Here is a 21,130-nt window from a genome sequence, read left to right as displayed (position 1 = left end):
CCGGGGTTGTGCGGCTATCTGTGCGGGCGGAGCCGGCTTAACCCACCATTAATCTCACTATGTGAGACACCCCATTGAGCTACATACCGACTCGCACGTATGTTACGTCCCGCTCGAGGTTAACTCGAGCTCAGCTTCAGCATTCCTGGGGGGAAGGCATGCAAGCCATAGCTCTATGTACGGAAAGCAGACAAGACTCCGGACGAATAGAAACGGACATATCACCCGATATACCGTTCCATTCCGTCCCGAAAGAACTGGTGCACCGTACGAACCCGTCCGATGTCCTGCCCGCCGGATGGCGTCCTCTGACCAAGGATCGCTTTCTGATCAGCGTCGCCTGGCCGCAGGACCACCCGTTCTATACACGAGTGCATGGTAACCACGCGGCGAATCTGATCGGCGAGACCATCCGGCAGTGCGGCCTGTTGCTCGCCCACGCCGCGTACGACGTGCCACTGGGCCACCACTTCGTGATGTGGGACATGACGTACACCCTGGAAGCGGCCCGTCAGGCCGCGCACGGGACCCATCGCATCGAGGTGGAGGTCCGCTGTTCCGACCTGCGCTTCCGCGGTTCCCGGCTGGGGGCCATGACCTGCGAGATGACCCTGCGCGCTGACGGCAGGACCGTGGCGCAGGGAGGCGGTCGCTTCGACATCGTCAGCCCCGCCGCGTACCGCAGGCTGCGCGGGGATCAGATCGAGGCCGGCATCCAACCGTTTCAGCCCGACCCCGTCCTGCCCGCCGCGGTCGGCCGTACCCGGGCGATCGACGTTCTGCTCGCCCCGGCTCCCGAGCCGGCGCCCAAGGCCGACGCGCCGTCGGGCCGATGGCGACTGCGCGCGGACTTCGGGCACCCGACCCTGTTCGACCACCGCAACGACCACTACCCGGGGATGGTTCTCGTCGAGGCGGCGTTCCAAGCCGCAAACGCGACCGTCGCACCGGCCCTGCACCATCACACCTCGGCCAAGATCGCCTTCCTCGGCTACGTCGAGTACGGCGACCCGTGCTGGATCGAGGCCCGCGTCCAACCGACCGGCTCGGCGCATCTGACGGCGATCGAGGTCACCGGGCGCCAGAGCGACCGTCTGATGTTCACGGCACTGCTCGAAGGCACTTCGGCGCAACGCTGAAAATCCCTTCGTTCGCTCGCCCGTCATCGAGCGGGGCCCGAGTCACCGTCGACCGGCCCGCTCATCCCGCGGATCGTCACCACCGCTGTCGGTGAATCCCGTTCCACATCGCTGTCCGCGGCGTCCGGTACACCACAGACCTGCGCTGTTCGATTCCCGTCACCGTCACTGACGCCTGGTGGCGCCCCCTCGCATGCCCTGTGCACAGGGCTTCCGCACGGGTGCCGCCAGGCGGTTCACACCGGCCCGCCGAAGTGTCCGCGAGGCCACCGGCCGCGCGACGCCTCGCGGTGCGACGACCCGCGTCAACAACTCCGCTCCAGCAGGAAAGGATCCGACTCCTGTGACGCACCTCTTCACGGCCGAGAACATCGGCCGGCCATCCCCGCACACGCACAACTCCCGTCCGCACGCGCTTCGTTCCAACGGCCGCAGCGCCGTCATCGTATCCCGCACCACCGGAATTGCCTCCGCCCGTGCAGGGCGCTGGCTGATCTCTTTCGCAAACAGGCGTGATAGCGAGCGGTGGGTGAACCCGGCATGAGCGACGGCCCGTCCACCATCCTCGTCACCGGCGCGACCGGGTTCATCGGCCATCAGGTCGTCCACCGTCTGCTCACCCACCCGACTCGTCCGCGACTGCGGCTGCTGGCCCATGAGACGGACGTACCGGACTGCTGTGCCGCCACGGCCCCCGTCGTCCGGGGCAGCCTCACCGACCCGGCGTCCCTGCGTGATGTGTGCCGCGGTGTCGACACGGTCCTGCACCTCGCCTCGGTGATCACCCAGGACCCCGCACACGCCCATGCCGTCAACGCCAGGGGGGCCGAGAACCTGCTGGCCGAGGCGCGCCGGTCGGGCGTCCGGCGGTTCGTGCGGCTGAGTACCGCCGCCGTCTACGGGCAGGGCCCCCATCAGGGCGGGCCCCGGCCGTCCGAGCGTCCGCTGTCGGTGACCAGCGCCTCGCGGCTCGCCGGCGACCGGAGCGTCCTCGACGCCGGCGGCGTCGTCCTGCGCCCCTATCTCGTCTACGGCGCCGGTGACGTCTGGGTCCTCCCCGCTCTCGTCAAAATGATCACGCTGCTGCCTCGCTGGATCGAGGGAGGGCGGGCCAGGCTGTCGCTGATCTCCGTCGACGACCTGGCCCGTGTCACGGCGGCCCTGGCGACCCGGCCGACGCCGCTTCCCGCGTCCGCCGTCCTGCACGCGGCCCATCCCCGGCCGGTCGCCGTGCGCGACCTCGTCGCGACGATCTGCCGTTACCTGGGGCTTCCGCTGCCGCTCGGGAACATGTCCTCGGCGGACCTGGCCGAACGATTCGGCGGCTCGGCCGATCCGGCCCTGGCGCTGAGGCTCGCGCAGTTCGGAACCGACCACTGGTACGACAGCGCTCCGCTGTGGTCCCTGGCCGGGCTCGAACCGGGTCCCGGCATCGCGGAGCACTTCGCCGCCTGCGCTCCCTGGTACCGCGAACACCTGAGGGACCTCGTGCCCGCCGCCCTGCCTCCCGCCGCGTGAACCGGCCTTCCTGTCACCCCGACCCGAAAGCGGAATCAACGATGCACCCCACACAGTCCGCCCAGCAGCCTGCGACGTGCCCCTTCGCGATCGACCCCACCGGCCGCGACATCCAGGGCGAGATCGGCCGTATCCGTCAGCACGGCCCCGTCACCCGGGTCGAACTCCCGGGGGGTGTACCGGCCTGGTCGGTGACCAGCGCCGATCTGATCAAGCGGCTCCTGCTGGATCCGCGTGTCTCGAAGGACGCCTACCGGCACTGGCCGGCGTGGATCAACGGCGAGGTCACCGCGGACTGGCCCCTGTCCATCTGGGTCTCGGTACAGAACATGGTCACCGCGTACGGCTCCGAGCACTCCCGCATGCGCCGTCCGGTCGCCGGAGCGTTCGGCGTCCGCCGGGTCAACGCGCTGCGGCCCCGCATCGAGAAGATCGTCGACGAACTGCTGGACCGGCTCGCGGATCTGGCGGCCGCCGCACCCGACTCGGTGGTGGACCTCCGGGAGCACTACGCCCATCCGCTGCCCAGCAGCGTCGTCTCCGAACTCTTCGGCGTTCCCGAGTCGGCGCGCGGGGAACTCCTGCGCATCATCAAGGGGTTCTTCGCGACGACATCGTCGGCGCAGGAGGCGCAGAGCAATGTCGTCCGCCTCTACACGACCATGAACGACCTCGTCGCCCTGAAGCAGCGGGAGCCCGGCGACGACCTGACGACGGACCTGATCGAGGCCCGTGACGACAAGGGCGCGGTGATGAGCGAGAAGGAGCTCGCCGACAATCTCATTCTGCTGCTCACGGCCGGTTACGAGACGACGGTGAACCTCCTCGACAACGCGATCACCCGGCTCCTCGCCCATCCCGAACAGCTCGAACTCGTCCGCTCCGGGCAGGCCTCGTGGGACGACGTCATCGACGAGTCGCTGCGCCTGGACGCGCCCGGTGCGCACTCCGTGCTGCGCTACGCGGTGGAGGACCTGGAGATCGGCGGGGTGACGATCGCCCGCGGCGAGGCGATCTCGATCTCGTACGCCGCCGCGGGCCGGGATCCCGACCTGCACGGGGAGCACGCCGACCGTTTCGACGTCACCCGCGCCACCCGGGGTGAGCACCTCTCGTTCGGGCACGGAGTGCACTACTGCCTGGGAGCCCAACTGGCCCGCATGGAGGCGTCCATCGCCCTCTCCGCACTCTTCGCACGCTTCCCCGCACTTCGGTCGGCCGTACCCGCGGACGAACTGCGCCCGCTGGAGTCCTTCATCTCCAACGGCCACCAGGAGGTACCCGCGTTGCTGACCGCGCCGTGACGTGACCGGGGCCGAACGCCCTCCGGAGCCGGCCGACGACAGCCGTCCTTACGGAAGGGGACGGTGGTGATGCGGGTGATGAACGCCCGTCGGGGTTCGTCGTGAGGGCCCGCCGGGCTCCTCCGGAAGCCGGCCTCCGTCATCCCGCCCCACCCCGGACGCCTTCGGGGGGCCCGGCCGCTGGAGGAGACACTGCGGCGCCTGAACGGCGCCGCGGTGCTCCCGGCGGTGTCGAGAGCTCCGACGAGGCCGGGCACCGACTCCCGCGCTCCCGGCCCTTGGTGTCTTTGCGCAGCCACACGCCCGGGTTCCCGCAATACCCTCCGGACCACTGTCGGACGACCCGGACGGCGGACTCTTCCACAAGCCCTGCTCACCGTGCCGGAAGTCCCTCCGCACGACGGCGAACCTCGAAGAGGGAAACGGCGGGGCGGCCCAGTGTCTCCGTCAGCACATGCCGTTGGTGCTCCGTCAGAGGGGCGACGAAGACCACGGCGTCGGCATCGGTCGCTGCGCGGACCGCCGCCAGTTCGCGGACCTTTCCGGAGCTCAGCAGGGTGCGAGAGGAATACGGCAAGGCCATCTTCTCGACCCCGCCGCCCGAGACGCCACGCCGTTGCACGGTCCGCCCGACGATCCGAGCACCGCGCGCTGTCAGTTCCGCGGCCGCCGCATCCATGATGCCGACGAAATTCCGCTCCTTCGCGGAGAAGTAGCCGACGAGCAGGACATCGGCCCCCGCCAGCTCCACGTCCGCAGACCGGCGCTCCGCGGACCCCACTCCCCCACGACGGGCTGGACGCCGGTCGCGCCTTCGGAACCGCTGCATGGCCCACAGGTTAGACGCCCGCCATCCTCGGCGGTACGCGAATTCTCACGACTTGAGGTCGAAGGGTGGTCGGCGCGCGGAACGGCCGGGCGGTGCGAGGCCGGCCAGCCGTCGTGGTCAGCCGGCGGGCGCGGGCTGCCGCTCCACGCGGGCCACGTGCCACCGGAGGACGAGGGACAGCACCCACGCGAGCAGGAACAGCCCGGTGGCCACCACCACGGTGCACCAACGCAGGTCCGCGTCGGCCACGAGATCGCTGCCCACGCCGGGGTGGAGAGTCGACAGCAGGACGTGGAAGAAGAAGAACAGGCCTGTCAGGTAGAGCGCGTACCAGGCGGCCTTGTTCCACTCCTTCAAGTGGCGTCCGTCCATCCCCGACAACGGGAGCAGGCCGAAGACCACCACCTCGATGCCGGCGACGGCAGCCAACCCGACGGCATAGGCGGCGACGTAGGGCAGGCTGCCGGGAGCCGCGTGCTCCGTCCGGGCGGAGGCGATCAACGGTGCGCCCAGCACCCAGACGAGGACCGCGGCCGCCAGCACGCAGATCCCGCCGATCAGGACCGCTTGCCCCCTCTCCGTGCCGCCGGGCCGCGTGCCACCGCCGGAAGGCCGCACCCCGGCAGCGATATACACGGCGACCAGGCCATAGACGTAGGGGACCGGGAACTCGAGGAACCGGGACATCGCCGTCATCGCTACGGCCAGCAGCAGTCCGGCGGGAATGACCTTCAGCTGTGAGGTGATCGGGCCCCGCGCCGGGTGGAGCAGAGAGTCCTTGGTCTTCTCGTAGGCCACCAGGATGATGAGCATCCCCGCGGCGGCCCCGACGATCTTGATCGCGGTCGAGCCGCTCCACCCTGTTCCGGCGTCGGCCCAAACGGCCAGAGAGCCGCCCAGCAGGGCGAATCCGCACATCGTGACCCACCCGGGCGTGCTGATCCGCCAAGACCGCCCGGTCCGCCTCGCCCGTCGCTCCCGAAGGCGGCGCCACCAGCGGGTCAGCGCGTTGTCCGCCAACTGGGAGGGAAAGGCCCGCTCCAGGAGGAGAACGAGCACGAGGAACCACGCGGCCATCGCGGCCGACCCGGCCACGTCCTTCAGCCTCCATGAGACGTCGGCCGGGGTGTGCAGCGACCCGACGAGCCCCGCGTCCGGTTGGTCGTGGCCCTTTGCGGGATCGTCGGGGCCTTCGGGCTCGCTGGGGTGCGGCTTGCCGGAAGCGCCGCTCGAGTGCGAAGCACCACCCGTCGGGTGGCCCCGTGACGTGGAGGCACTGGGTGACGGACCGGGCGAACCGGCACCGTCCGTGGGCGGGGGTGTGATCGCTCCGCTGTCCCCCTCGTGATGACCGGTGGATCCCAGGGGGAGAGCGAAGAACGTCAGCTCCTCGGACGTCGGCAGGGTGATTTCACCCGCCCTCTCCCGAGACCGCCCCGCGCAGGTCAGTTCCACACCGAGGCGGCCCTTCAGGTCGTCCGGCAGGTGCGCGTGGAGATCGATGAACTCCCAGTGTCCCGGCCGGACGTTGCCCTCGAACGAGTCCCTGTCCAGCCAGGTGTCCAGACGGTGACCGCCGATGACGATGTGACCCCGCGTGCACGCGACCGGGTGGTCGGTGATGTGGATGGTGACGTCGTGGGGCACTCCGGACGGGGTGACGACGACCTCCCGGGGTTCCACGGCGAAGGTGTCCGTGTCCCGCGTCTCCGCCGGACTCCCGCACGCCGCGGTCACTTCGTGCCGCCCCTCCTCTGCGGTGGAAGGGACGGTGATCGAGCTGTTGAGCGACCCGTTCTCGTCCGGCGTCCCTGCCGCGACAAACTTCCCGTCCCAGAGGAGGTCGACTCCGGATCCTTCGTCGCATACGAAGTCCGTGCCGTCGATCGTCAACGGACTCGACGGGGTCCCGGAGCCGGGTGACAGCGTGATCTCCGGTCGGGGCCGGGGTCGGACCGGCTCGACGACCTCGAATTCGGCCTGGGCGGTGGGCCCTTCGACGTCCGCGCACCGTGCCGTCGTCCCGTACACCCCCGGAGTGGCGTCTTCCGGCACCACGACCGGTTGCTCGAAGGTTCCGGTGTCGTCGACCGACAGATCCACAGGGGCCTGACCCTCCACGGAGAACGTCAGCGGGCCCGCCGCCGTATCGCCTTCCGCGGAGCAGGCGAAATCCGTGCCGGTCACCGTGAAGGTCTCACCCCGTTTCACCTTGACGAAGGGCGGCGACAAGGAGGGGTCGGGGGGCTGCGGCGAGGGGGTGTCTTCCGTCTCGGTGTCCGTCGGCTGCGGAACGGGGCTCGTCCCGAAGGGAGTTGCCTGTGCCGGCGTCCGTACCGGCCCATGACGCGCCGGGACATCGGCGACCGCCCGCGCCCCACCGCTCGGACCGACCACCGTCGGCATCACCGCCGTTCCGACGAGCACCGACACCGTGGCGACCGCGTCCCACACCCCGCGGTACCTCACCCGACCGGCATGCCTCATGGCCGTCCCCCCTCGCCCGCCCGCACGGCCCTGCCCGGCCGTGTCCCCCTGGGCTCAACAAGTCGGACGAACCAGCACGCTCCCTCGTTTCCGCACTTGGGGGCGTACGAGGGCGTGATGCGGTACATGGGAGGGTCACGCGCCACTGGCGCACGCCTCGAGTCACCCCGCAGGGGCTCCGCGCCCCCGGCCGCACGGGAGGTTCCCCGAGCGTCTCGGCGTCACCGGGGCGGGCGGGGTCAGCGGCTCGCCGCGATGGGCCCGCGCGGTTCGGACGGCGCGCGAGATCACCCGGACCGGCCGTGGTTCAGAACACGGGGTCGGTCACTGTCTCCGCGCGGGGGACGGTCCGAGCGCCGTCCCCTCACTCGCCGCGTCGATGCGCATGCGCGCCTTCGTCAACTCGCCCTCTGGGCGACGGCCGGGGCGTCGTGGGTGCGCTCGTGTTCCACCCGGGCCGTTTCCAGGAGACTCCGCCAGGAGGTGACGGTCGGCCGACGGCGCAGCAGGGCCCGCCGTTCGCGCTCGGTCATGCCTCCCCACACGCCGTGCTCGATGCGCTGGTCCAGCGCATAGGCGAGGCATTCGGTGAGTACGGGGCAGCCACTGCACAGCATTTTGGCCCGGTTCTGTGCGGCGCCCTCGACGAACAGGTCGTCAGGGTCGGCCGTTCGGCACAGTCCCCGGTCGCTCCAGTCGGTGCTCGTCATCTCGTGATGCCGTCCTCTCCCCTGGCCCCCGCCTGCGAGTTACCCCTCTGCCCTGGGCAACAGGCATATGACACTACGCCTTTTGAGGACCGTCACTCTATCTGCCGTACGTCACCACACCTTCGAGTGAGCGCCGCTTGCCTCCTGCGCCCCGCAGCGCTATGGAGGTCCGGAACGCCTTGCGGTGCGGCCCAAAGGCCGACTTGGCGGGTTTGTCGGTCCGCCGGGCCCTGGTCGCGGTTCCTGTCCGTGTCCTGTCCGTCGCTCTGGGCGGAGTTGTGGTCGCGGAGGTCTGATTGATCACGCCCGAGCGCCCATGAAGCGACATCCTCGGCGCCGGCGGCTGCCTTTCACCCTTCCTCGTGCGGCGCTTCCACGTCCACCGGCGGCAGCGGCGGATAGCGTCCGAGGAGTCGCGCAGTCGAGGCCACCGGAAAGCAGGAGTCATGTCCCGGAACAAGCAGACCGTCGAGACCTATCTGGACGGCTTCCGCAAGAACGATCACGCACAGATCCTGAGTTGTCTGACCGATGACATCGAGTGGACCGTCTTCGGCGGCTTCCGTCTGACCGGCAAGGAGGCCTACGACGCCGCCATCGAGGGCCCCGGCTTCGTACCGCCCCCGCAGCTGGAGGTCGTGCGCATGGTCGAGGAGGACGACGTGGTCATGGCCGAGCTCGGCGGAACGGTGAAGCGCGACACCGGGGAGGTGATGCGCATGTCGATGGCCGAGGTGTTCCGGATGCGCGACGGGAAGATCTGCGAGCGACGCGCGTGGGTGATCGAACTCAAGGAGAACGACTACCGCTGAGGCCATCGGCCGGCACCGGTGCCGGCCGGTGGAGCGGTCCGGACCTGTGCGAAGGCCCCTCGCCTCATGCGACGGCCCGGTCCGCGAGCACCGTCTCGCGGAAGGCGGCCACCACGGGCCGCAGATCGATGCGGTGCCAGGACGCCCACAGCTGAACGGACCCCTCGTACCAGGGCAGTTCACGGACGGCGACGCCGTCGGACGTGCCGCGCACCATGCTTTTCTGGATGAGGGCGAGGCCCAGGCCGGAGGCGACCAGGCCCAGCGCGGTGAGCGGGTCGGCCGCGTCGAGACGGATGTCCGGCGTGAAGCCGGAGGCGACGCACGAGGCGACGAACGTGTCGCGCCACGCCGGGTCCCGGGCGTCGCCCACCGCGATCCACGGCTGCCCGTCGAGATCGTCGGGTGTCACCTCCTCGCGCCGGGCGAGGGGATGCCGCTCGGGCAGCGCGAGCAGCAGCGGATCCCGCAGCAACGGCGCCGCGTTCAGATCCGGGTCGTCCTCGGGCGGCGGCGTGCGCACCAGCGCGATGTCCAGGCTGCGCTGGCGCAGTCCCTCGAACTGCTCGGACGACTCCTGGTCGTACAGCGCGACATGGATACCCGGGCGCTGGTCGCGCAGGGTGCGCAGGGCCGAGGGCAGCACGCCGGTATGCATGGCGTCGGCCACGTATCCGATGCACAGGCCGCCCTCCTCCCCGCGGCCGAGCCGCCGGCCGAGGTTCTCCAACCGGTCGGCATGGCGCAGCAGCGCCTGTGCCTCGGTCAGGAAGACCCTGCCGTCGGAGGTCAGCCGGATGCGTTGCTGGCTGCGCTCGAAGAGGGTGAGGCCCAGGTTCTTCTCGAGCTGGGCGATCTGCCGGCTGAGGGGTGACTGGGAGATGTGCAGCCGCTCGGCGGCGCGGCCGACGTGTTCGGCCTCGGCGACGGCGACGAAATAGCGGAGTTGTCGCAGGTCAAGCATGTAGGACCTCGGAGGACTCAACTGTGTCCAAGCAAGTCTTGGACAGTCTCATGTAGGGATCCTAGCCTCGAACACGCAAGGCCGACGGATCGCACATTCAGGAGCTATCCGTCCGAACCGCCATTGCTCCGAACCACCCTTGTGAGGACCCCTCCATGAGCATCAAGCCCCTCCTGCCCGGCGCGCTCGGCTTCGGCACCGCACCGCTCGGCAACATGTTCCGTGCCATCCCCGAGGAGGAGGCCGCGGCCACCGTCGAGGCGGCCTGGGACCAGGGCATCCGCTACTTCGACACCGCGCCCTTCTACGGCGCCGGGCTCTCCGAGATCCGGCTCGGCGACGTACTGGCACAGCACCCGCGCGAGGAGTTCGTCCTCAGCACGAAGGTCGGTCGCGTCATCCTCGACGAGATGGAGGACCCGGCCGCCCGCGACCTCGGCGAGAAGGGCGGCCTCTTCGAACACGGCCGCCCGAACAAGATGGTCAACGACTACACCGCCGATGCCACCCTGCGCTCCATCGAGGACAGTCTCAAGCGTCTTCGGACGGACCGCCTCGACATCGTGTGGGTGCACGATGTCGCGCAGGACTTCTACGGGGACGAGTGGCTGGCCGCCTACGAGAGCGCCCGCACCGGTGCCTTCCGCGTCCTGCAGAAGCTGCGCGAGGAAGGGGTCATCAAGGCCTGGGGCCTCGGCGTGAACCGTGTGGAACCCCTGGAGCTCACCCTTGACCTGGACGAGCCGAAGCCCGACGCCTTCCTCCTCGCGGGGCGCTACACCCTTCTCGACCACGACCGCGCCCTGCAGCGCCTGCTGCCGGCCGCCGCGGCCCAGGACGTCGACATCGTGGTCGGCGGCCCGTACAGCTCGGGCATCCTCGCCGGAGGTACGCACTTCGAGTACCAGAAGGCGCCCACGCACATCATCGCCAAGGTGGAGCGGATCAAGGCGCTCGCCGAGCGGCACGGAGTCGGCATCAAGTCGGCCGCGCTGCAGTTCTCCCTCGCCCATCCGGCGACGGCCGCCGCGATCCCCGGCGCCACCCGGCCCAGTCGTATCGCCGAGGACGTCACCGCTCTCGGTGAGAAGATCCCGGCCGCGTTCTGGACCGACCTGCGCGAGGAACGACTGATAGCGCAGGACGCTCCCGTTCCCGCCGCCGCCTGACCCCTCCCACCCCGCACACCCCCACACCCCCACACCCCCACACCCCCAGGAGAATCCCGTGGCCACGACCAGCGCGTCCATCGACATCGCCGCGTCACCCGACCGCGTCTGGCAGCTCATCGGCGGCTTCGACTCGCTGCCCGACTGGCTCCCCTACATCCCCACCAGCGAACTGAGCGAGGGCGGACGCCTGCGCCGCCTGGAGAACGAGGAAGGCGAGGTCATCGTCGAACGGCTCGAGACCTTCGACAACGACGCCCGCACGTACAGCTACTCGATCCTCCGGGCGCCGTTCCCCGTCACCGGCTACCGCTCCACACTCACGGTGCACGAGACGCCGCGCGAGGACACGGCCCGGGTGGAATGGTCCGGCTCCTTCACCCCCGACGGCATCAGCGACCGCGACGCCGTCGCCCTGTTCGACGGCATCTACACGCAGGGCCTGACCGCGCTGAGCGAAACCCTCAGCGCGTCCGCCGGGTCCGCGCGCCGCCAGGGCGACAGCGGTCAGCGCAGTGTCGCCGCCGCCTTGTAGGTGCGCAGTACCGGCGCCGTCTCGATCCGCGTGACGGCGTCCCACGCCCCGCCGCGTCAGGTACTGGTGCAGGGCCTCCGTCCCGCGGCACAGCGCGTGGGCGACCAGGTTCGTCGGGCCGGTCGTCGCCGCGGCCACGGCCAGTTCCTCGCGGCCGGCCGACGCTGTCGCCACCGTATCCAGGTGCGCCGCGGTCCTGGCCGCGGCGGCGTTGGCGGCCGCGACGATGACCGCGCGGCCCGCCGGGCGCTGACGGCCTGCTGCCGACCCACGACCGACGGCCGCCACCGGCCGGGACTGTACCGGTGGGCCGCCGAGCAGTTCCCCGAGCTGCACCCGCAGGACCGGGGCGCAGCTGAGCGGCCCGCCCATCGATCCGGATGAACGCCCCGCGCCCGCGGAATTCGCGGGCGCGGCGATCAGCCCCGGATCAGGATTCCGCGCGCCTCGGCAGCCGCCAGTTCGGACGGACGAAGTGGCAGGTGTAGCCGTCCGGGTAGCGCTGCAGGTAGTCCTGGTGCTCGGGCTCCGCCTCCCAGAACGGACCGGCCGGCGCGACCTCGGTCACGACCTTCCCCGGCCACAGTCCGGAGGCGTCCACGTCGGCGATGGTCTCCTCGGCGACACGCTTCTGCTCGTCGTCGACGTAGAAGATGGCGGAGCGGTAGCTGAGACCGATGTCGTTGCCCTGCCGGTTCTTCGTCGACGGGTCATGGATCTGGAAGAAGTACTCCAGGATCGTCCGGTAGTCCGTCTTCGCGGGATCGAACGTGATCTCGATCGCCTCGGCGTGCGTGCCGTGGTTGCGATACGTCGCGTGGTCCACATCGCCACCGCTGTATCCGACCCGCGTGTCCAGCACGCCCGGGAAGGTCCTGATCAGATCCTGCACGCCCCAGAAGCAGCCGCCCGCCAGCAGCGCCTTCTCCTCGTTCCGGCTCATCGCACGCACCCTTCTTCTTTGTCTTCGCCAGACTCGCACAGGCGCCACCGCCGCACGTGCTCCGAGCGGTCCGTCTCCCCCGCCCTCGCGGCGACGCGGCACCGATCTGCACAAGGCCGAAGACACCCGTCGAAATTCCCGGGCCGGCCCTGAGTCGCTGGAAGGGGCAGAGGCCGGTCGCCGGCCGGGCCGACGGTCCCGCACGGCACCGATAAAAATTGTGCAAGTTTCAATCACCAATGCCGTGAGAATTTGCTATCGCTACCAGGAAAAGGGCTCAATGTCCCTGCTATGTCAGCAGAAAATGGATAGGGAGCGGATGAACGGCACGATCGACGGCTTCAGCTACGGACTGGTCACCCCGGTGGCCGCCTACGTGATGGCATGCGTGGGCTCGGCGCTGGGGCTGCGCTGCGTGGTGCGCACGGTGCACCACGAGCCCGGCTGGAGGCTGGGCTGGCTCGCCCTGGGAGCCACCGCTCTCGGCTGTGGCATCTGGACCATGCACTTCATCGCCATGACCGGCTTCTCCGTGGAGCAGACGTCCATAACCTACGACGTCCCTCTGACCGTGCTCAGCCTGGTCGTGGCGATCGTCGTGGTCTCCGCGGGCGTGTTCATCGTCGGGCACCGCGGTGCCACGCGGAACTCCCTGACCGTGGCCGGCGGCATCACCGGTGTCGGCGTCGCGATGATGCACTATCTCGGCATGTTCGCGATGCGGCTCAACGGAGACCTCGAGTACAACGTGTTCACCGTGGCCATGTCTCTGGTCATCGCCCTGGTCGCGGCGACGGCCGCGCTGTGGGCAGCCGTCTCCGTGCAGGGCTTCCTTCGCTCCCTCGGCGCCAGCCTCGTCATGGGCCTCGCGGTCACGGGCATGCACTACACCGGCATGGCCGCAGTGAGCGTCCATCTCCACGCCGGGGCGCAGCAGGCGACCAGCGGCCAGTCCGGCGCCTCGCTCCTGCTGCCCATGCTCCTGGGCCCGACCATCTTCCTCATCCTCGCCGCGGCCATCGTCATGTTCGACCCGGTCCTGATCCTCGGGGAGAGCAATTGGAACCGGTCCCCCGAGCGACGCTCCGCGACAGCGGCGAGCGGGACCCGGATTCCCGTGTCGGTGCCGGGCATCGAGAGCTCTTCGTCCTTCACGTCCTCTGCCTGGCACGCCGACAGCCGGCCTCCGGCTCCCGCTCCCGCTCCGTGGCTCGCCGCTGATGAGGAGCACGTGTCCCACTACGGCGACAGAGGCACCGGCGAGGCCCACAGCTCCCGGCAGAGCACCGAGTAGGTCACCGCGTTCGGCTCCTCATCGTGGCGGAGCGCCACAGTCCTCTGCCCTCGGGACGATCTTGAGACTAGGGTGCCGGGCATGACCTCCATAGCCTTGCGCGGCACCACGCTCCACTACGACGACACCGGTTCGCCTGCCGGGCTGCCGGTCATGCTGATCCACGGGCATCCCTTCAACCGGACCCTGTGGGCCCCGCAGGTCGAGGCGCTCGTCGCGGCCGGACACCGTGTCGTCACCCCGGACCTGCGCGGCTACGGCGACAGCGGGGTGGATGACGGTCCCGTCCATCTCGAGGACTTCGCCGACGACCTCGTCGGACTCCTGGACCACCTGGACATCGAGCGGGCCGTGGTCGGCGGCGTCTCGATGGGCGGCCAGATCGCCATGGAAGTGCAGCGCCGCCACGCCCGTCGCGTACACGCCCTCGTCCTCTCGGACACCTCCGCACCGGCCGAGACGGACGAGGGCAAGGCGTTCCGCAACCGGCTCGCCGACCGCCTCCTGGCGGAAGGCATGGACGGCTACGCGGACGAGGTCATCGACAAGATGCTCGCCGCCTACAACGTGACCGCGATGCCGGACGTCGCCGCTCGCGTGCTGCGCATGATGCGCGCCACCGACCCCCGCGGCGCCGCGGCGGCCCTGCGTGGCCGGGCCGAACGACCCGACTACCGGGACACCCTCGCCGCCGTACAGTCCCCCGTGCTGATCGTCGTGGGCGCCGACGACGCCTACACACCGGTCGCCGACGCCGAGATGATCCATGCCCTCGTCCCGCACGCGATCCTGACCGTCGTCGACGGTGCCGGCCATCTCCCGGGCGCCGAACAGCCCGGCCTCTTCAATGCCGCGCTGCTGGACTTCCTCACCAGCCAAGTGGCCACCCGTACCTGATCGCACGTCCGGCCGGTGTCGGCTCGGTACGGCGCCGGCGACGGCGAGGCCCTTCAGGCGGCCCTCTCGAGAAGTGATCTTCACTCCGAGGCTACGGCACCGGTGAACCGCCGGGCGGGCCGGTCACAGCAGGAAGGGCGACGGTGTCTGCAGCGGGATCTCGAACCACATGGTCTTGCCGGTGGGCATCCGCGTGCTGCCCCAGGCTTCGGCGAGCAGATCGAGCAGCTCGGTACCGCGCCCGCCCTCCGCGTCGGCGTCGACCTCCCGGCGTACGGGGCCGGCGGGATCCGTGTCCTCGACCTCGCAGCGCAGGCGGGAGCCACGCGCGCACAGGTTGAGCCGCAGAGGGCCGCGTGTGTGACGCAGCGCGTTGGTGACCAGTTCGCTGACCAGTAGTTCCGCGGTGTCGGCCAGACCGTCCAGATCCCAGTCGGCCAGTTGCGCGGTCACCAGACGGCGGGCCCGGCGCGCCGAGGTCAGTTCCCGGGTCAGGGGCCAGGAGGTGTCCCAGGCGGTGACACGGGCGCGCGGCGCGTCGAACGGCCTGATGGGTTCCAGCGCACGCGACCACAGAGCCTGGTGCCGGGCGAGCCACGAGGTGGGCGCGGCCGGACCGGATCGGTCCTCCTCCGCCCGGTTCTCGGCAGTCTTGCGCTCCGACCCCTCAGGCCGGCGGCAGAACCGTGCGAAACGCCCACGGCGAGGTATCGCCGGGAGGTCGATGGCCCCGGGGGCCATGGGAATCAGTCCCTTCTGCACTGCTGGCGACCACGGCTGCCGGGGCGAAAACAGAACCCGTCGAAGACTGGTCCAGGCATGTGCCAGGTCACGTGTTTACGTGGCGCTCGTCACGATAACAAAAATACATGTAGCACTCGCTACGGTAAAAATACTTTCTGATGGTACCCAACCGGGCATATGGAATGTGTTCGGTGTCACGGAGCCGCACGCAACGCAGCGGGGAGCCTCATGCCACGGCCGCCCGACCAGGCCAAACGACGCGACCTCATCGACCGGGTTCGCGCCTACATGGTGCGCCACGGCTTGGCAGACCTCTCCCTGCGCCCTCTCGCCCGGGCCTTGGGCACCAGCGACCGCATGCTCCTGTACTACTTCGGGAGCAAGGAACGCATGGTCGCCGAGGCGCTCGCCCTCGACGAGCGACGACCTCTCCTGCGCGCCCGCAGCCTGCTCGGACCCGCCGGTTCCGTCCGGGACCCGGCGGGACTCCGCCGCTTCATGGAGGAGACCTGGGAGCAGTTCAGCGCTCCCGGCCTGCGCGCCACGCTTCCCCTCTACCTCGAGATCATGACGGTCGGCCTTCGCCACCCCGACCGGTACGGGCCCGTCATGCGGGACGTGCTGACCGAGTGGACGGCCCTGCTCACCTCCGCCTTCCGCGGCCTCGGCATGACCGAGGACCGGGCCCGGACGGAGGCCAGCGTGCTGGTCGACGCGACCTTCGGGCTGCTGATCGCTTCGCTGGCCGTCGACGACCGGGGCCGGGCGGACGCGGCGTTCCACGCCCTCCTCGACCGCCTCGAACCCGGCTGGCACGTCTTCTGAGACCTGTCGGCCCGAGCCCCGACCGGCGGACGCGCCGTTCGAAGCGGATCAGCAGGCGTCAGAGCTTGGTCCCGAAGTCCTGGGTCCACCACGGGCCGCCCGACCCCTTGTGCACCCCCACCCCGATGTTCTTGAACGAGCAGTTCAGGATGTTCGCGCGGTGCCCTGGGCTGTTCATCCAGGAGTCCATCACCGCCTGCGGTGTCTGCTGGCCCATGGCGATGTTCTCGCCGTAGGTGGACCAGCGGTAGCCCGCGGCGGTGATGCGCTCACCAGGGTCGGCGCCGTCGGGGTTGCTGTGGTCGAAGAAGTCGCGGGCGGCCATGTCCTGGGAGTGAGCCAGGGCGGCGTCCTCCAGCTGCGCGTCCTCGGTGAGCGGACCGCAGCCGGCTGCCGCCCGCTCCTTGTTCACCAGCGCGACGACCTGCGCCACGGAGCCCGTGGGGGCCGACTGTGCCTGGGGTGCGGCGGACACCCGCCGAGTGGGGGGAGCCGAGGAGGGGGCGGCCGACGCGCTCGACCTGGCAGGACGGGGAGTCTTGGAGGCCTTCGCCTTCGGCCGCTTCGACGCGGACTCCGATGAAGAGGGGGATGCCGACGCCGAGTCGGACGCGGAAGGGCCGGCGGCGCCGGAGGCCGAGAGGTCCGTGACGGGGTCGCCCGCGGTGCGCGAGGGGGTCGCCTCGTCGGTTCGTGTCCCGGGCCCGATACCGAGATACCAGAGGCCGCCGCCCGCCACACAGGCCGCCAGGACGGCAGCGCCCACGGCCCGGCGCCGGACGCGCCGGCGTCGGCGCGCCTCGCTGCGGGAGGTCGCTCCGCCCCGGGACGCGCGGTGCCCGAGCGTCACCGAGCCCGCTTCTCCGTGGCCCGCGACGACCGGGAGCTCCGATGTCGAGCCCGCGGCGGCCATCCCGTCGGAGGTGGTCCTCAGGGCGGCGAGCAGCCCGGGTGATACGGCGATCAGGGCCAGGCCGGCCAGCAGTCCCTCCGCCGGCACCAGTCCGCTCCACAGGCCGGAGCAGCGTGCGCAGTCGCGGGCGTGCCGGGCTATTCGCTTCCGCCACAGCGCCGAGGGACGGCCGTCCCAGGAAGCGAGGACGCCCCGCAGTTCCTCGCAGGGCGGCCGGCCGTCGAGGGCGCGTACCACCACCCGGGCCGTCTCCAGCTGCGCCTTCATCCGCTGCACCCGGACCGCCGTGTGCTGCGGCGAGAGCTCCAGTGCCTCGGCGACCTCGGTCCGGGTCAGTTCACCGGCGCACTCCAGCCACCACAGGGAGAGGACTCCCCGATCGTCGGGCTCGAGCCAGCGGGTCGCCAGCGCGGTCTCCCGGCGCTGGCCGGAGAGCTGGAGCCGCACCATCGTCAGGTCCACGAAGTCGGCGCCCGGGTCCGCGAGCTCCTCGGCCTCCTCCACGGCACCCGCGAGCTGCCGGTCCTGCCAGTGCGCGCGGACCTGGTTCATCGCGATCGCCACGAGCCAGGAGCGGAAGCTCTCCGGCGTCCGCAGCCCGTCCAGGCCGTCCAGGGCGCGGAGCATGGTGTTCTGCACGACGTCGTCGACATCGACAGAGCCGTTCAGGGCCCGCCCCACGATGTTGTAGACCAGCGGCAGGAAGGTGCTGACCAGGGCGTCCTGGGCCTCCGCGTCACCCGCTCGGGCGGCAGTCACCAGTGCCGCCGTCGCCACCCCGTGCTGTCTCCTCATGAATACTTCCCTGTCCTCGACTCCGAACGATGCTGCCGTCACCTGGGAGACCGCCCGCAGAACCTCGGATAACAGTTCTTCGGAGACTCGTTGCGGGAGACACTTGCCGCGTCCGTCCGTCGGCCGCAATGGGAAAGGTCACATCCGGGCCACCCCGTCCGAATGAGTCGGATCGCTATGGCAGCCTTGCCCGGATTCGACCATGTACCTGCACCGCTCGCCGCACGTCTGACTGCCGGACGGCGGTCACGCGCAGCGCCGGACAGCGGACCGGCGGACGCCCTGGGGCCCGCTGGTAAAATGGGGGCACGCTTCGTGTCGCCGGGGCCCGTGCCAAGAGGTACGGGCCCCGGGGCGTTCCGGGCGTCAGACCGAGGAAGGTTCCCCATGAACGCGAAGCCGCCGGCTCCTGGACTCTCCCCCGCCGGCGAGCGCCGGCCGACGACAGCGCCGCAGGGCGACGTGCCGACACCGCAGTCGCCCCCCACGGGACTGCCTCCGGCCGCGTCGTTCGACGCACTCGGACTGCCGTCGGAGCTGGTGAAGAAGATGACCGGCCTCGGGGTGACGGAGCCCTTCCCCATCCAGGCCGCGACGCTGCCCAACGCGCTGGCCGGGCACGACGTCCTCGGCCGCGCACGGACCGGGTCCGGCAAGACGCTGGCCTTCGGACTCGCCCTGCTCACGCGGACGACGGGCCGGCGCGCGGAGTCGAAGCGGCCGCTGGCGCTGGTCCTGGTGCCGACCCGGGAGCTCGCACAGCAGGTGAGCGACGCGCTGGAACCGTACGCGCAGACCTTGAACGTACGACTGGCGACGGTGGTGGGCGGCCTGTCGATCAACCGGCAGCAGGCTCAGCTGCGGACCGGCGTCGAGGTGCTCATCGCGACACCCGGGCGGCTGACCGACCTGGTGTCACGCCGGGACTGCGTCCTGAACCATGTGCGGATCACGGTGCTGGACGAGGCGGACCAGATGTGCGACCTGGGCTTCCTGCCGCAGGTCTCGGACCTCCTCGACCAGATCCCGGCCGACGGACAGCGGCTGCTGTTCTCGGCCACGCTCGACAACAACGTCGACCAGCTCGTACGGACTTACCTTCACGACCCGGTTCCGGCCTCGGTCGACCAGGTGGCGGGCTCGGTCGCCACGATGCAACACCATGTGCTGAACATCCACGGCGCCGACAAGTACGCGTCCGCGACCGAGATCGCCGCGCGGGACGGCCGGGTACTGATGTTCCTGGACACCAAGGCGGGCGTCGACCAGTTCACCCGCCACCTGCGGGCCAGCGGCATCCGTGCCTCCGCGCTGCACAGCGGGAAGTCGCAGCCGCAGCGCACGCACACGCTCGCCCAGTTCAAGAACGGTGAGATCAACGTGCTGGTGGCCACCAATGTCGCCGCGCGAGGCATCCACATCGAGGCGCTCGATCTCGTCGTCAACGTCGACCCTCCGGCCGACGCCAAGGACTACCTCCACCGGGGCGGGCGCACGGCTCGCGCCGGCGAGTCCGGGAGCGTGGTCACTCTGGTCACCCCCAACCAGCGGCGCGATGTGAACCGGCTGATGTCCGAGGCCGGGATCCGGCCGGTCGTCACCCAGGTGCGCTCGGGCGAGGCGGCGCTGTCGGCCATCACGGGTGCCAGGCGCCCGCCGACCGAGACGAAGACCAACACCGGCAACGCGCCCTTCCGCGGTCTCGGCACCCGGCCGGGGCGCGCCAAGGAGTCCCGGAAGACCTCGGACGCCCGAAAGGCCGCGGAGGCCCGTGCGGCGGCCCGGGTACGCAGGGGTCGCTGACGCGGGACGGAACCGCTCTCCCCGGGGCGTCCCGCGCGGCCACGCAGGACGACGAGGAAGAGACGTACGCAGGGCCCTCCGCACGACGAGGAGGGCCCTGCGCGGCTTCGGCCTCCCCCGAGTCCTCTCCGGGTAAGCCCTTAGCTCACCGCCTGCTTCACCAGCGCGGCGATCCGCGCCTCCGCCTCGTCCGTCAGCTCGGTCAGGGCGAAGGCGCTGGCCCACATCGTGCCCTCGTCCAGCTTCGCCTGGTCACTGAACCCGAGCGTCGCGTAGCGCGCCTTGAACTTCTCCGCGCTCTGGAAGAAGCAGACGACCTTGCCGTCCAGCGCGTAGGCGGGCATGCCGTACCAGAGCTTCGGCGCGAGGACCGGTGCGTTGGCCTTGACGACGGCGTGGACGCGCTCGGCCATGACCCGGTCGGAGTCCTGCATCTCGGCGATCTTCGCGACCACGTCCCGCTCGGCCTCGGCCGCCTTGTCCGCACGCGAGCTGCGGCGGGCCTCCTTCTTCAGCTCTTGGGCGTGGTCCTTCATCGCGGCCCGCTCCTCGGCCGTGAATCCCTCGTGCTTGGCGCTTTCGCTGCTGCTCATGGCAGATGTCCCCTTGAGGATCTGATGTGCGTGATGTCGGGCTTGTATGTGGCGTCACACCACTATCCCATCATCGGCACGCACCGTGCCGATAATGCCTGAATATCCCGCGCGATCCCGGCATTGTCAACGGCACGGATCGTGCCGATAGGGTGGCCTCATGACCGAGCCACCCGCCATGCCACGCCGCCGGGGCGCCGCGCGCACCGACGAGCTGCTCCAGGTGACCCTCGATCTGGCCGCCGAGGTCGGCTACGCGGGCCTGAGCATCGAGGCGGTCGGCCGACGGGCCGGGGTCGGAAAGCACACGATCTACCGGCGCTGGCCCTCCAAGGCGGCACTGCTGCTCGACGCGCTCAGCCGCGTCTGGACCAGCGACCTGGACTACCGCGACACCGGGGACGTCCGAGGGGACCTGCGGGAGCAGTTCCTCCGTTCGGGCCGCGCCCTCTCCAGCCCGCCGATCGGCCCCGTCTACCGCGCGGTCATCGCCGAAGCGCAGGCCGATCCCACCCTGCGGGCGACCCTGCACGAACGCTTCCTGGCCACCGTCGAGCAGAGCACCCTCGACCGGATCACCCGCGCCCAGCACACCGGGGAACTGACCGCGGAAGCGGACCTGGAATTCGCCGCCGAGGTGCTGTGCGGTGCCCTGTACTACCGCAGCCTCCTGTCGACCCGCCCCATCGACGAGGCCGCGGTCGACGGCCTGCTGGACATGTTCATGGCCGCCTACGGAACCACGGGCCAGGACGACCCGGATTCGCCTGGCGACCCGGTTTCGCCGACGCGACGAGGAGGAAGCGAACCCCCGTTTGCCTAGCCACAGTTGGGGCAGGCTGTGAGGCCGGAGGCG

General features: G+C 70.3%; 19 protein-coding genes. 11 read left to right on the top strand and 8 right to left on the bottom strand.

The window, feature by feature from the left end; genetic code table 11:
• Nucleotides 1-158 precede the first annotated feature (158 nt).
• From OG788_RS42190 to OG788_RS42180, 3 genes are all read left to right on the top strand, one after another.
• On the top strand, nt 159-1,139 hold the full coding sequence (locus OG788_RS42190) for a ScbA/BarX family gamma-butyrolactone biosynthesis protein (protein ID WP_406376190.1): 981 nt from the start codon (nt 159-161) through the stop codon (nt 1,137-1,139).
• A 540-nt stretch (nt 1,140-1,679) separates the two neighbouring features.
• Entirely contained in the window at nt 1,680-2,657 is a 978-nt protein-coding gene (locus OG788_RS42185) for an NAD-dependent epimerase/dehydratase family protein (RefSeq protein WP_406376189.1), read from the top strand.
• Between the two features lie 41 nt (nt 2,658-2,698).
• Complete coding sequence (locus OG788_RS42180) at nt 2,699-3,961, top strand: cytochrome P450 (protein ID WP_406376188.1); 1,263 nt, start codon at nt 2,699-2,701, stop codon at nt 3,959-3,961.
• A 373-nt stretch (nt 3,962-4,334) separates the two neighbouring features.
• Here OG788_RS42180 and OG788_RS42175 read toward each other — a convergent pair whose 3' ends face one another.
• From OG788_RS42175 to OG788_RS42165, 3 genes are all read right to left on the bottom strand, one after another.
• A complete protein-coding gene (locus OG788_RS42175) occupies nt 4,335-4,790 on the bottom strand; it encodes a hypothetical protein (RefSeq protein WP_406376187.1) in 456 nt (151 codons plus the stop codon).
• A 117-nt stretch (nt 4,791-4,907) separates the two neighbouring features.
• Nucleotides 4,908-7,277 (bottom strand): FGLLP motif-containing membrane protein, encoded by a 2,370-nt coding sequence (locus tag OG788_RS42170; RefSeq protein WP_406376186.1) that lies wholly within the window; start codon nt 7,275-7,277, stop codon nt 4,908-4,910.
• Nucleotides 7,278-7,675: 398 nt separating this feature from the next.
• A complete protein-coding gene (locus tag OG788_RS42165; protein ID WP_351550495.1) occupies nt 7,676-7,987 on the bottom strand; it encodes a WhiB family transcriptional regulator in 312 nt (103 codons plus the stop codon).
• A gap of 446 nt (nt 7,988-8,433) precedes the next feature.
• Between OG788_RS42165 and OG788_RS42160 the strand changes: the two genes are divergently transcribed.
• On the top strand, nt 8,434-8,799 hold the full coding sequence (locus OG788_RS42160) for a nuclear transport factor 2 family protein (protein WP_351550492.1): 366 nt from the start codon (nt 8,434-8,436) through the stop codon (nt 8,797-8,799).
• 64 nt (nt 8,800-8,863) lie between these two features.
• Here OG788_RS42160 and OG788_RS42155 read toward each other — a convergent pair whose 3' ends face one another.
• A complete protein-coding gene (locus OG788_RS42155) occupies nt 8,864-9,763 on the bottom strand; it encodes a LysR substrate-binding domain-containing protein (protein ID WP_406376185.1) in 900 nt (299 codons plus the stop codon).
• Nucleotides 9,764-9,918: 155 nt separating this feature from the next.
• Here OG788_RS42155 and OG788_RS42150 point away from each other — a divergent pair, with 155 nt between their 5' ends.
• Nucleotides 9,919-10,932 (top strand): aldo/keto reductase, encoded by a 1,014-nt coding sequence (locus OG788_RS42150; protein WP_406376184.1) that lies wholly within the window; start codon nt 9,919-9,921, stop codon nt 10,930-10,932.
• A gap of 58 nt (nt 10,933-10,990) precedes the next feature.
• Entirely contained in the window at nt 10,991-11,467 is a 477-nt protein-coding gene (locus tag OG788_RS42145) for an SRPBCC family protein (protein ID WP_406376183.1), read from the top strand.
• Between the two features lie 430 nt (nt 11,468-11,897).
• On the opposite strand, the gene msrA is transcribed toward OG788_RS42145, so the two are convergent.
• A complete protein-coding gene (gene msrA, locus OG788_RS42140) occupies nt 11,898-12,410 on the bottom strand; it encodes a peptide-methionine (S)-S-oxide reductase MsrA (RefSeq protein ID WP_351550480.1) in 513 nt (170 codons plus the stop codon).
• Between the two features lie 319 nt (nt 12,411-12,729).
• Between msrA and OG788_RS42135 the strand changes: the two genes are divergently transcribed.
• Nucleotides 12,730-13,704, top strand: coding sequence for an MHYT domain-containing protein (locus OG788_RS42135; protein WP_406376182.1), 975 nt, complete (start codon nt 12,730-12,732; stop codon nt 13,702-13,704).
• Nucleotides 13,705-13,785: 81 nt separating this feature from the next.
• Complete coding sequence (locus tag OG788_RS42130) at nt 13,786-14,601, top strand: alpha/beta fold hydrolase (protein ID WP_406376181.1); 816 nt, start codon at nt 13,786-13,788, stop codon at nt 14,599-14,601.
• 123 nt (nt 14,602-14,724) lie between these two features.
• On the opposite strand, the gene OG788_RS42125 is transcribed toward OG788_RS42130, so the two are convergent.
• On the bottom strand, nt 14,725-15,342 hold the full coding sequence (locus OG788_RS42125) for an ATP-binding protein (RefSeq protein ID WP_351550472.1): 618 nt from the start codon (nt 15,340-15,342) through the stop codon (nt 14,725-14,727).
• Between the two features lie 231 nt (nt 15,343-15,573).
• Between OG788_RS42125 and OG788_RS42120 the strand changes: the two genes are divergently transcribed.
• A complete protein-coding gene (locus tag OG788_RS42120; RefSeq protein WP_406376180.1) occupies nt 15,574-16,170 on the top strand; it encodes a TetR family transcriptional regulator in 597 nt (198 codons plus the stop codon).
• Nucleotides 16,171-16,228: 58 nt separating this feature from the next.
• Here OG788_RS42120 and OG788_RS42115 read toward each other — a convergent pair whose 3' ends face one another.
• A complete protein-coding gene (locus OG788_RS42115) occupies nt 16,229-17,878 on the bottom strand; it encodes a sigma-70 family RNA polymerase sigma factor (RefSeq protein ID WP_406376179.1) in 1,650 nt (549 codons plus the stop codon).
• Between the two features lie 387 nt (nt 17,879-18,265).
• Between OG788_RS42115 and OG788_RS42110 the strand changes: the two genes are divergently transcribed.
• A complete protein-coding gene (locus tag OG788_RS42110) occupies nt 18,266-19,681 on the top strand; it encodes a DEAD/DEAH box helicase (protein WP_406376178.1) in 1,416 nt (471 codons plus the stop codon).
• Between the two features lie 140 nt (nt 19,682-19,821).
• Here the strand turns inward: OG788_RS42110 and OG788_RS42105 are convergent, their stop codons facing one another.
• Nucleotides 19,822-20,274, bottom strand: a complete 453-nt coding sequence (locus OG788_RS42105; RefSeq protein ID WP_266764782.1) for an iron chaperone — start codon at nt 20,272-20,274, stop codon at nt 19,822-19,824.
• A 160-nt stretch (nt 20,275-20,434) separates the two neighbouring features.
• Between OG788_RS42105 and OG788_RS42100 the strand changes: the two genes are divergently transcribed.
• Nucleotides 20,435-21,097, top strand: a complete 663-nt coding sequence (locus OG788_RS42100; RefSeq protein WP_406376177.1) for a TetR/AcrR family transcriptional regulator — start codon at nt 20,435-20,437, stop codon at nt 21,095-21,097.
• The last annotated feature ends 33 nt before the right edge of the window (nt 21,098-21,130 follow it).

The organism is Streptomyces sp. NBC_00647 (assembly GCF_045207245.1).
Lineage (GTDB): Bacteria > Actinomycetota > Actinomycetes > Streptomycetales > Streptomycetaceae > Streptomyces.
The sequence above is the reverse complement of the archived record's forward strand: the minus strand, read 5'-3'. Positions and strand labels throughout refer to the sequence as shown.

Coding starts and splice junctions, on each gene's coding strand:
- msrA (WP_351550480.1), bottom strand. CDS start 12,410: ATGAGCCGGAACGAGGAGAAGGCGCTGCTGGCGGGCGGCTGCTTCTGG.
- OG788_RS42110 (WP_406376178.1), top strand. CDS start 18,266: ATGAACGCGAAGCCGCCGGCTCCTGGACTCTCCCCCGCCGGCGAGCGC.
- OG788_RS42130 (WP_406376181.1), top strand. CDS start 13,786: ATGACCTCCATAGCCTTGCGCGGCACCACGCTCCACTACGACGACACC.
- OG788_RS42190 (WP_406376190.1), top strand. CDS start 159: ATGCAAGCCATAGCTCTATGTACGGAAAGCAGACAAGACTCCGGACGA.
- OG788_RS42175 (WP_406376187.1), bottom strand. CDS start 4,790: ATGCAGCGGTTCCGAAGGCGCGACCGGCGTCCAGCCCGTCGTGGGGGA.
- OG788_RS42170 (WP_406376186.1), bottom strand. CDS start 7,277: ATGAGGCATGCCGGTCGGGTGAGGTACCGCGGGGTGTGGGACGCGGTC.
- OG788_RS42185 (WP_406376189.1), top strand. CDS start 1,680: ATGAGCGACGGCCCGTCCACCATCCTCGTCACCGGCGCGACCGGGTTC.
- OG788_RS42135 (WP_406376182.1), top strand. CDS start 12,730: ATGAACGGCACGATCGACGGCTTCAGCTACGGACTGGTCACCCCGGTG.
- OG788_RS42180 (WP_406376188.1), top strand. CDS start 2,699: ATGCACCCCACACAGTCCGCCCAGCAGCCTGCGACGTGCCCCTTCGCG.
- OG788_RS42160 (WP_351550492.1), top strand. CDS start 8,434: ATGTCCCGGAACAAGCAGACCGTCGAGACCTATCTGGACGGCTTCCGC.
- OG788_RS42100 (WP_406376177.1), top strand. CDS start 20,435: ATGACCGAGCCACCCGCCATGCCACGCCGCCGGGGCGCCGCGCGCACC.
- OG788_RS42120 (WP_406376180.1), top strand. CDS start 15,574: ATGCCACGGCCGCCCGACCAGGCCAAACGACGCGACCTCATCGACCGG.
- OG788_RS42115 (WP_406376179.1), bottom strand. CDS start 17,878: ATGAGGAGACAGCACGGGGTGGCGACGGCGGCACTGGTGACTGCCGCC.
- OG788_RS42125 (WP_351550472.1), bottom strand. CDS start 15,342: ATGGCCCCCGGGGCCATCGACCTCCCGGCGATACCTCGCCGTGGGCGT.
- OG788_RS42150 (WP_406376184.1), top strand. CDS start 9,919: ATGAGCATCAAGCCCCTCCTGCCCGGCGCGCTCGGCTTCGGCACCGCA.
- OG788_RS42155 (WP_406376185.1), bottom strand. CDS start 9,763: ATGCTTGACCTGCGACAACTCCGCTATTTCGTCGCCGTCGCCGAGGCC.
- OG788_RS42165 (WP_351550495.1), bottom strand. CDS start 7,987: ATGACGAGCACCGACTGGAGCGACCGGGGACTGTGCCGAACGGCCGAC.
- OG788_RS42105 (WP_266764782.1), bottom strand. CDS start 20,274: ATGAGCAGCAGCGAAAGCGCCAAGCACGAGGGATTCACGGCCGAGGAG.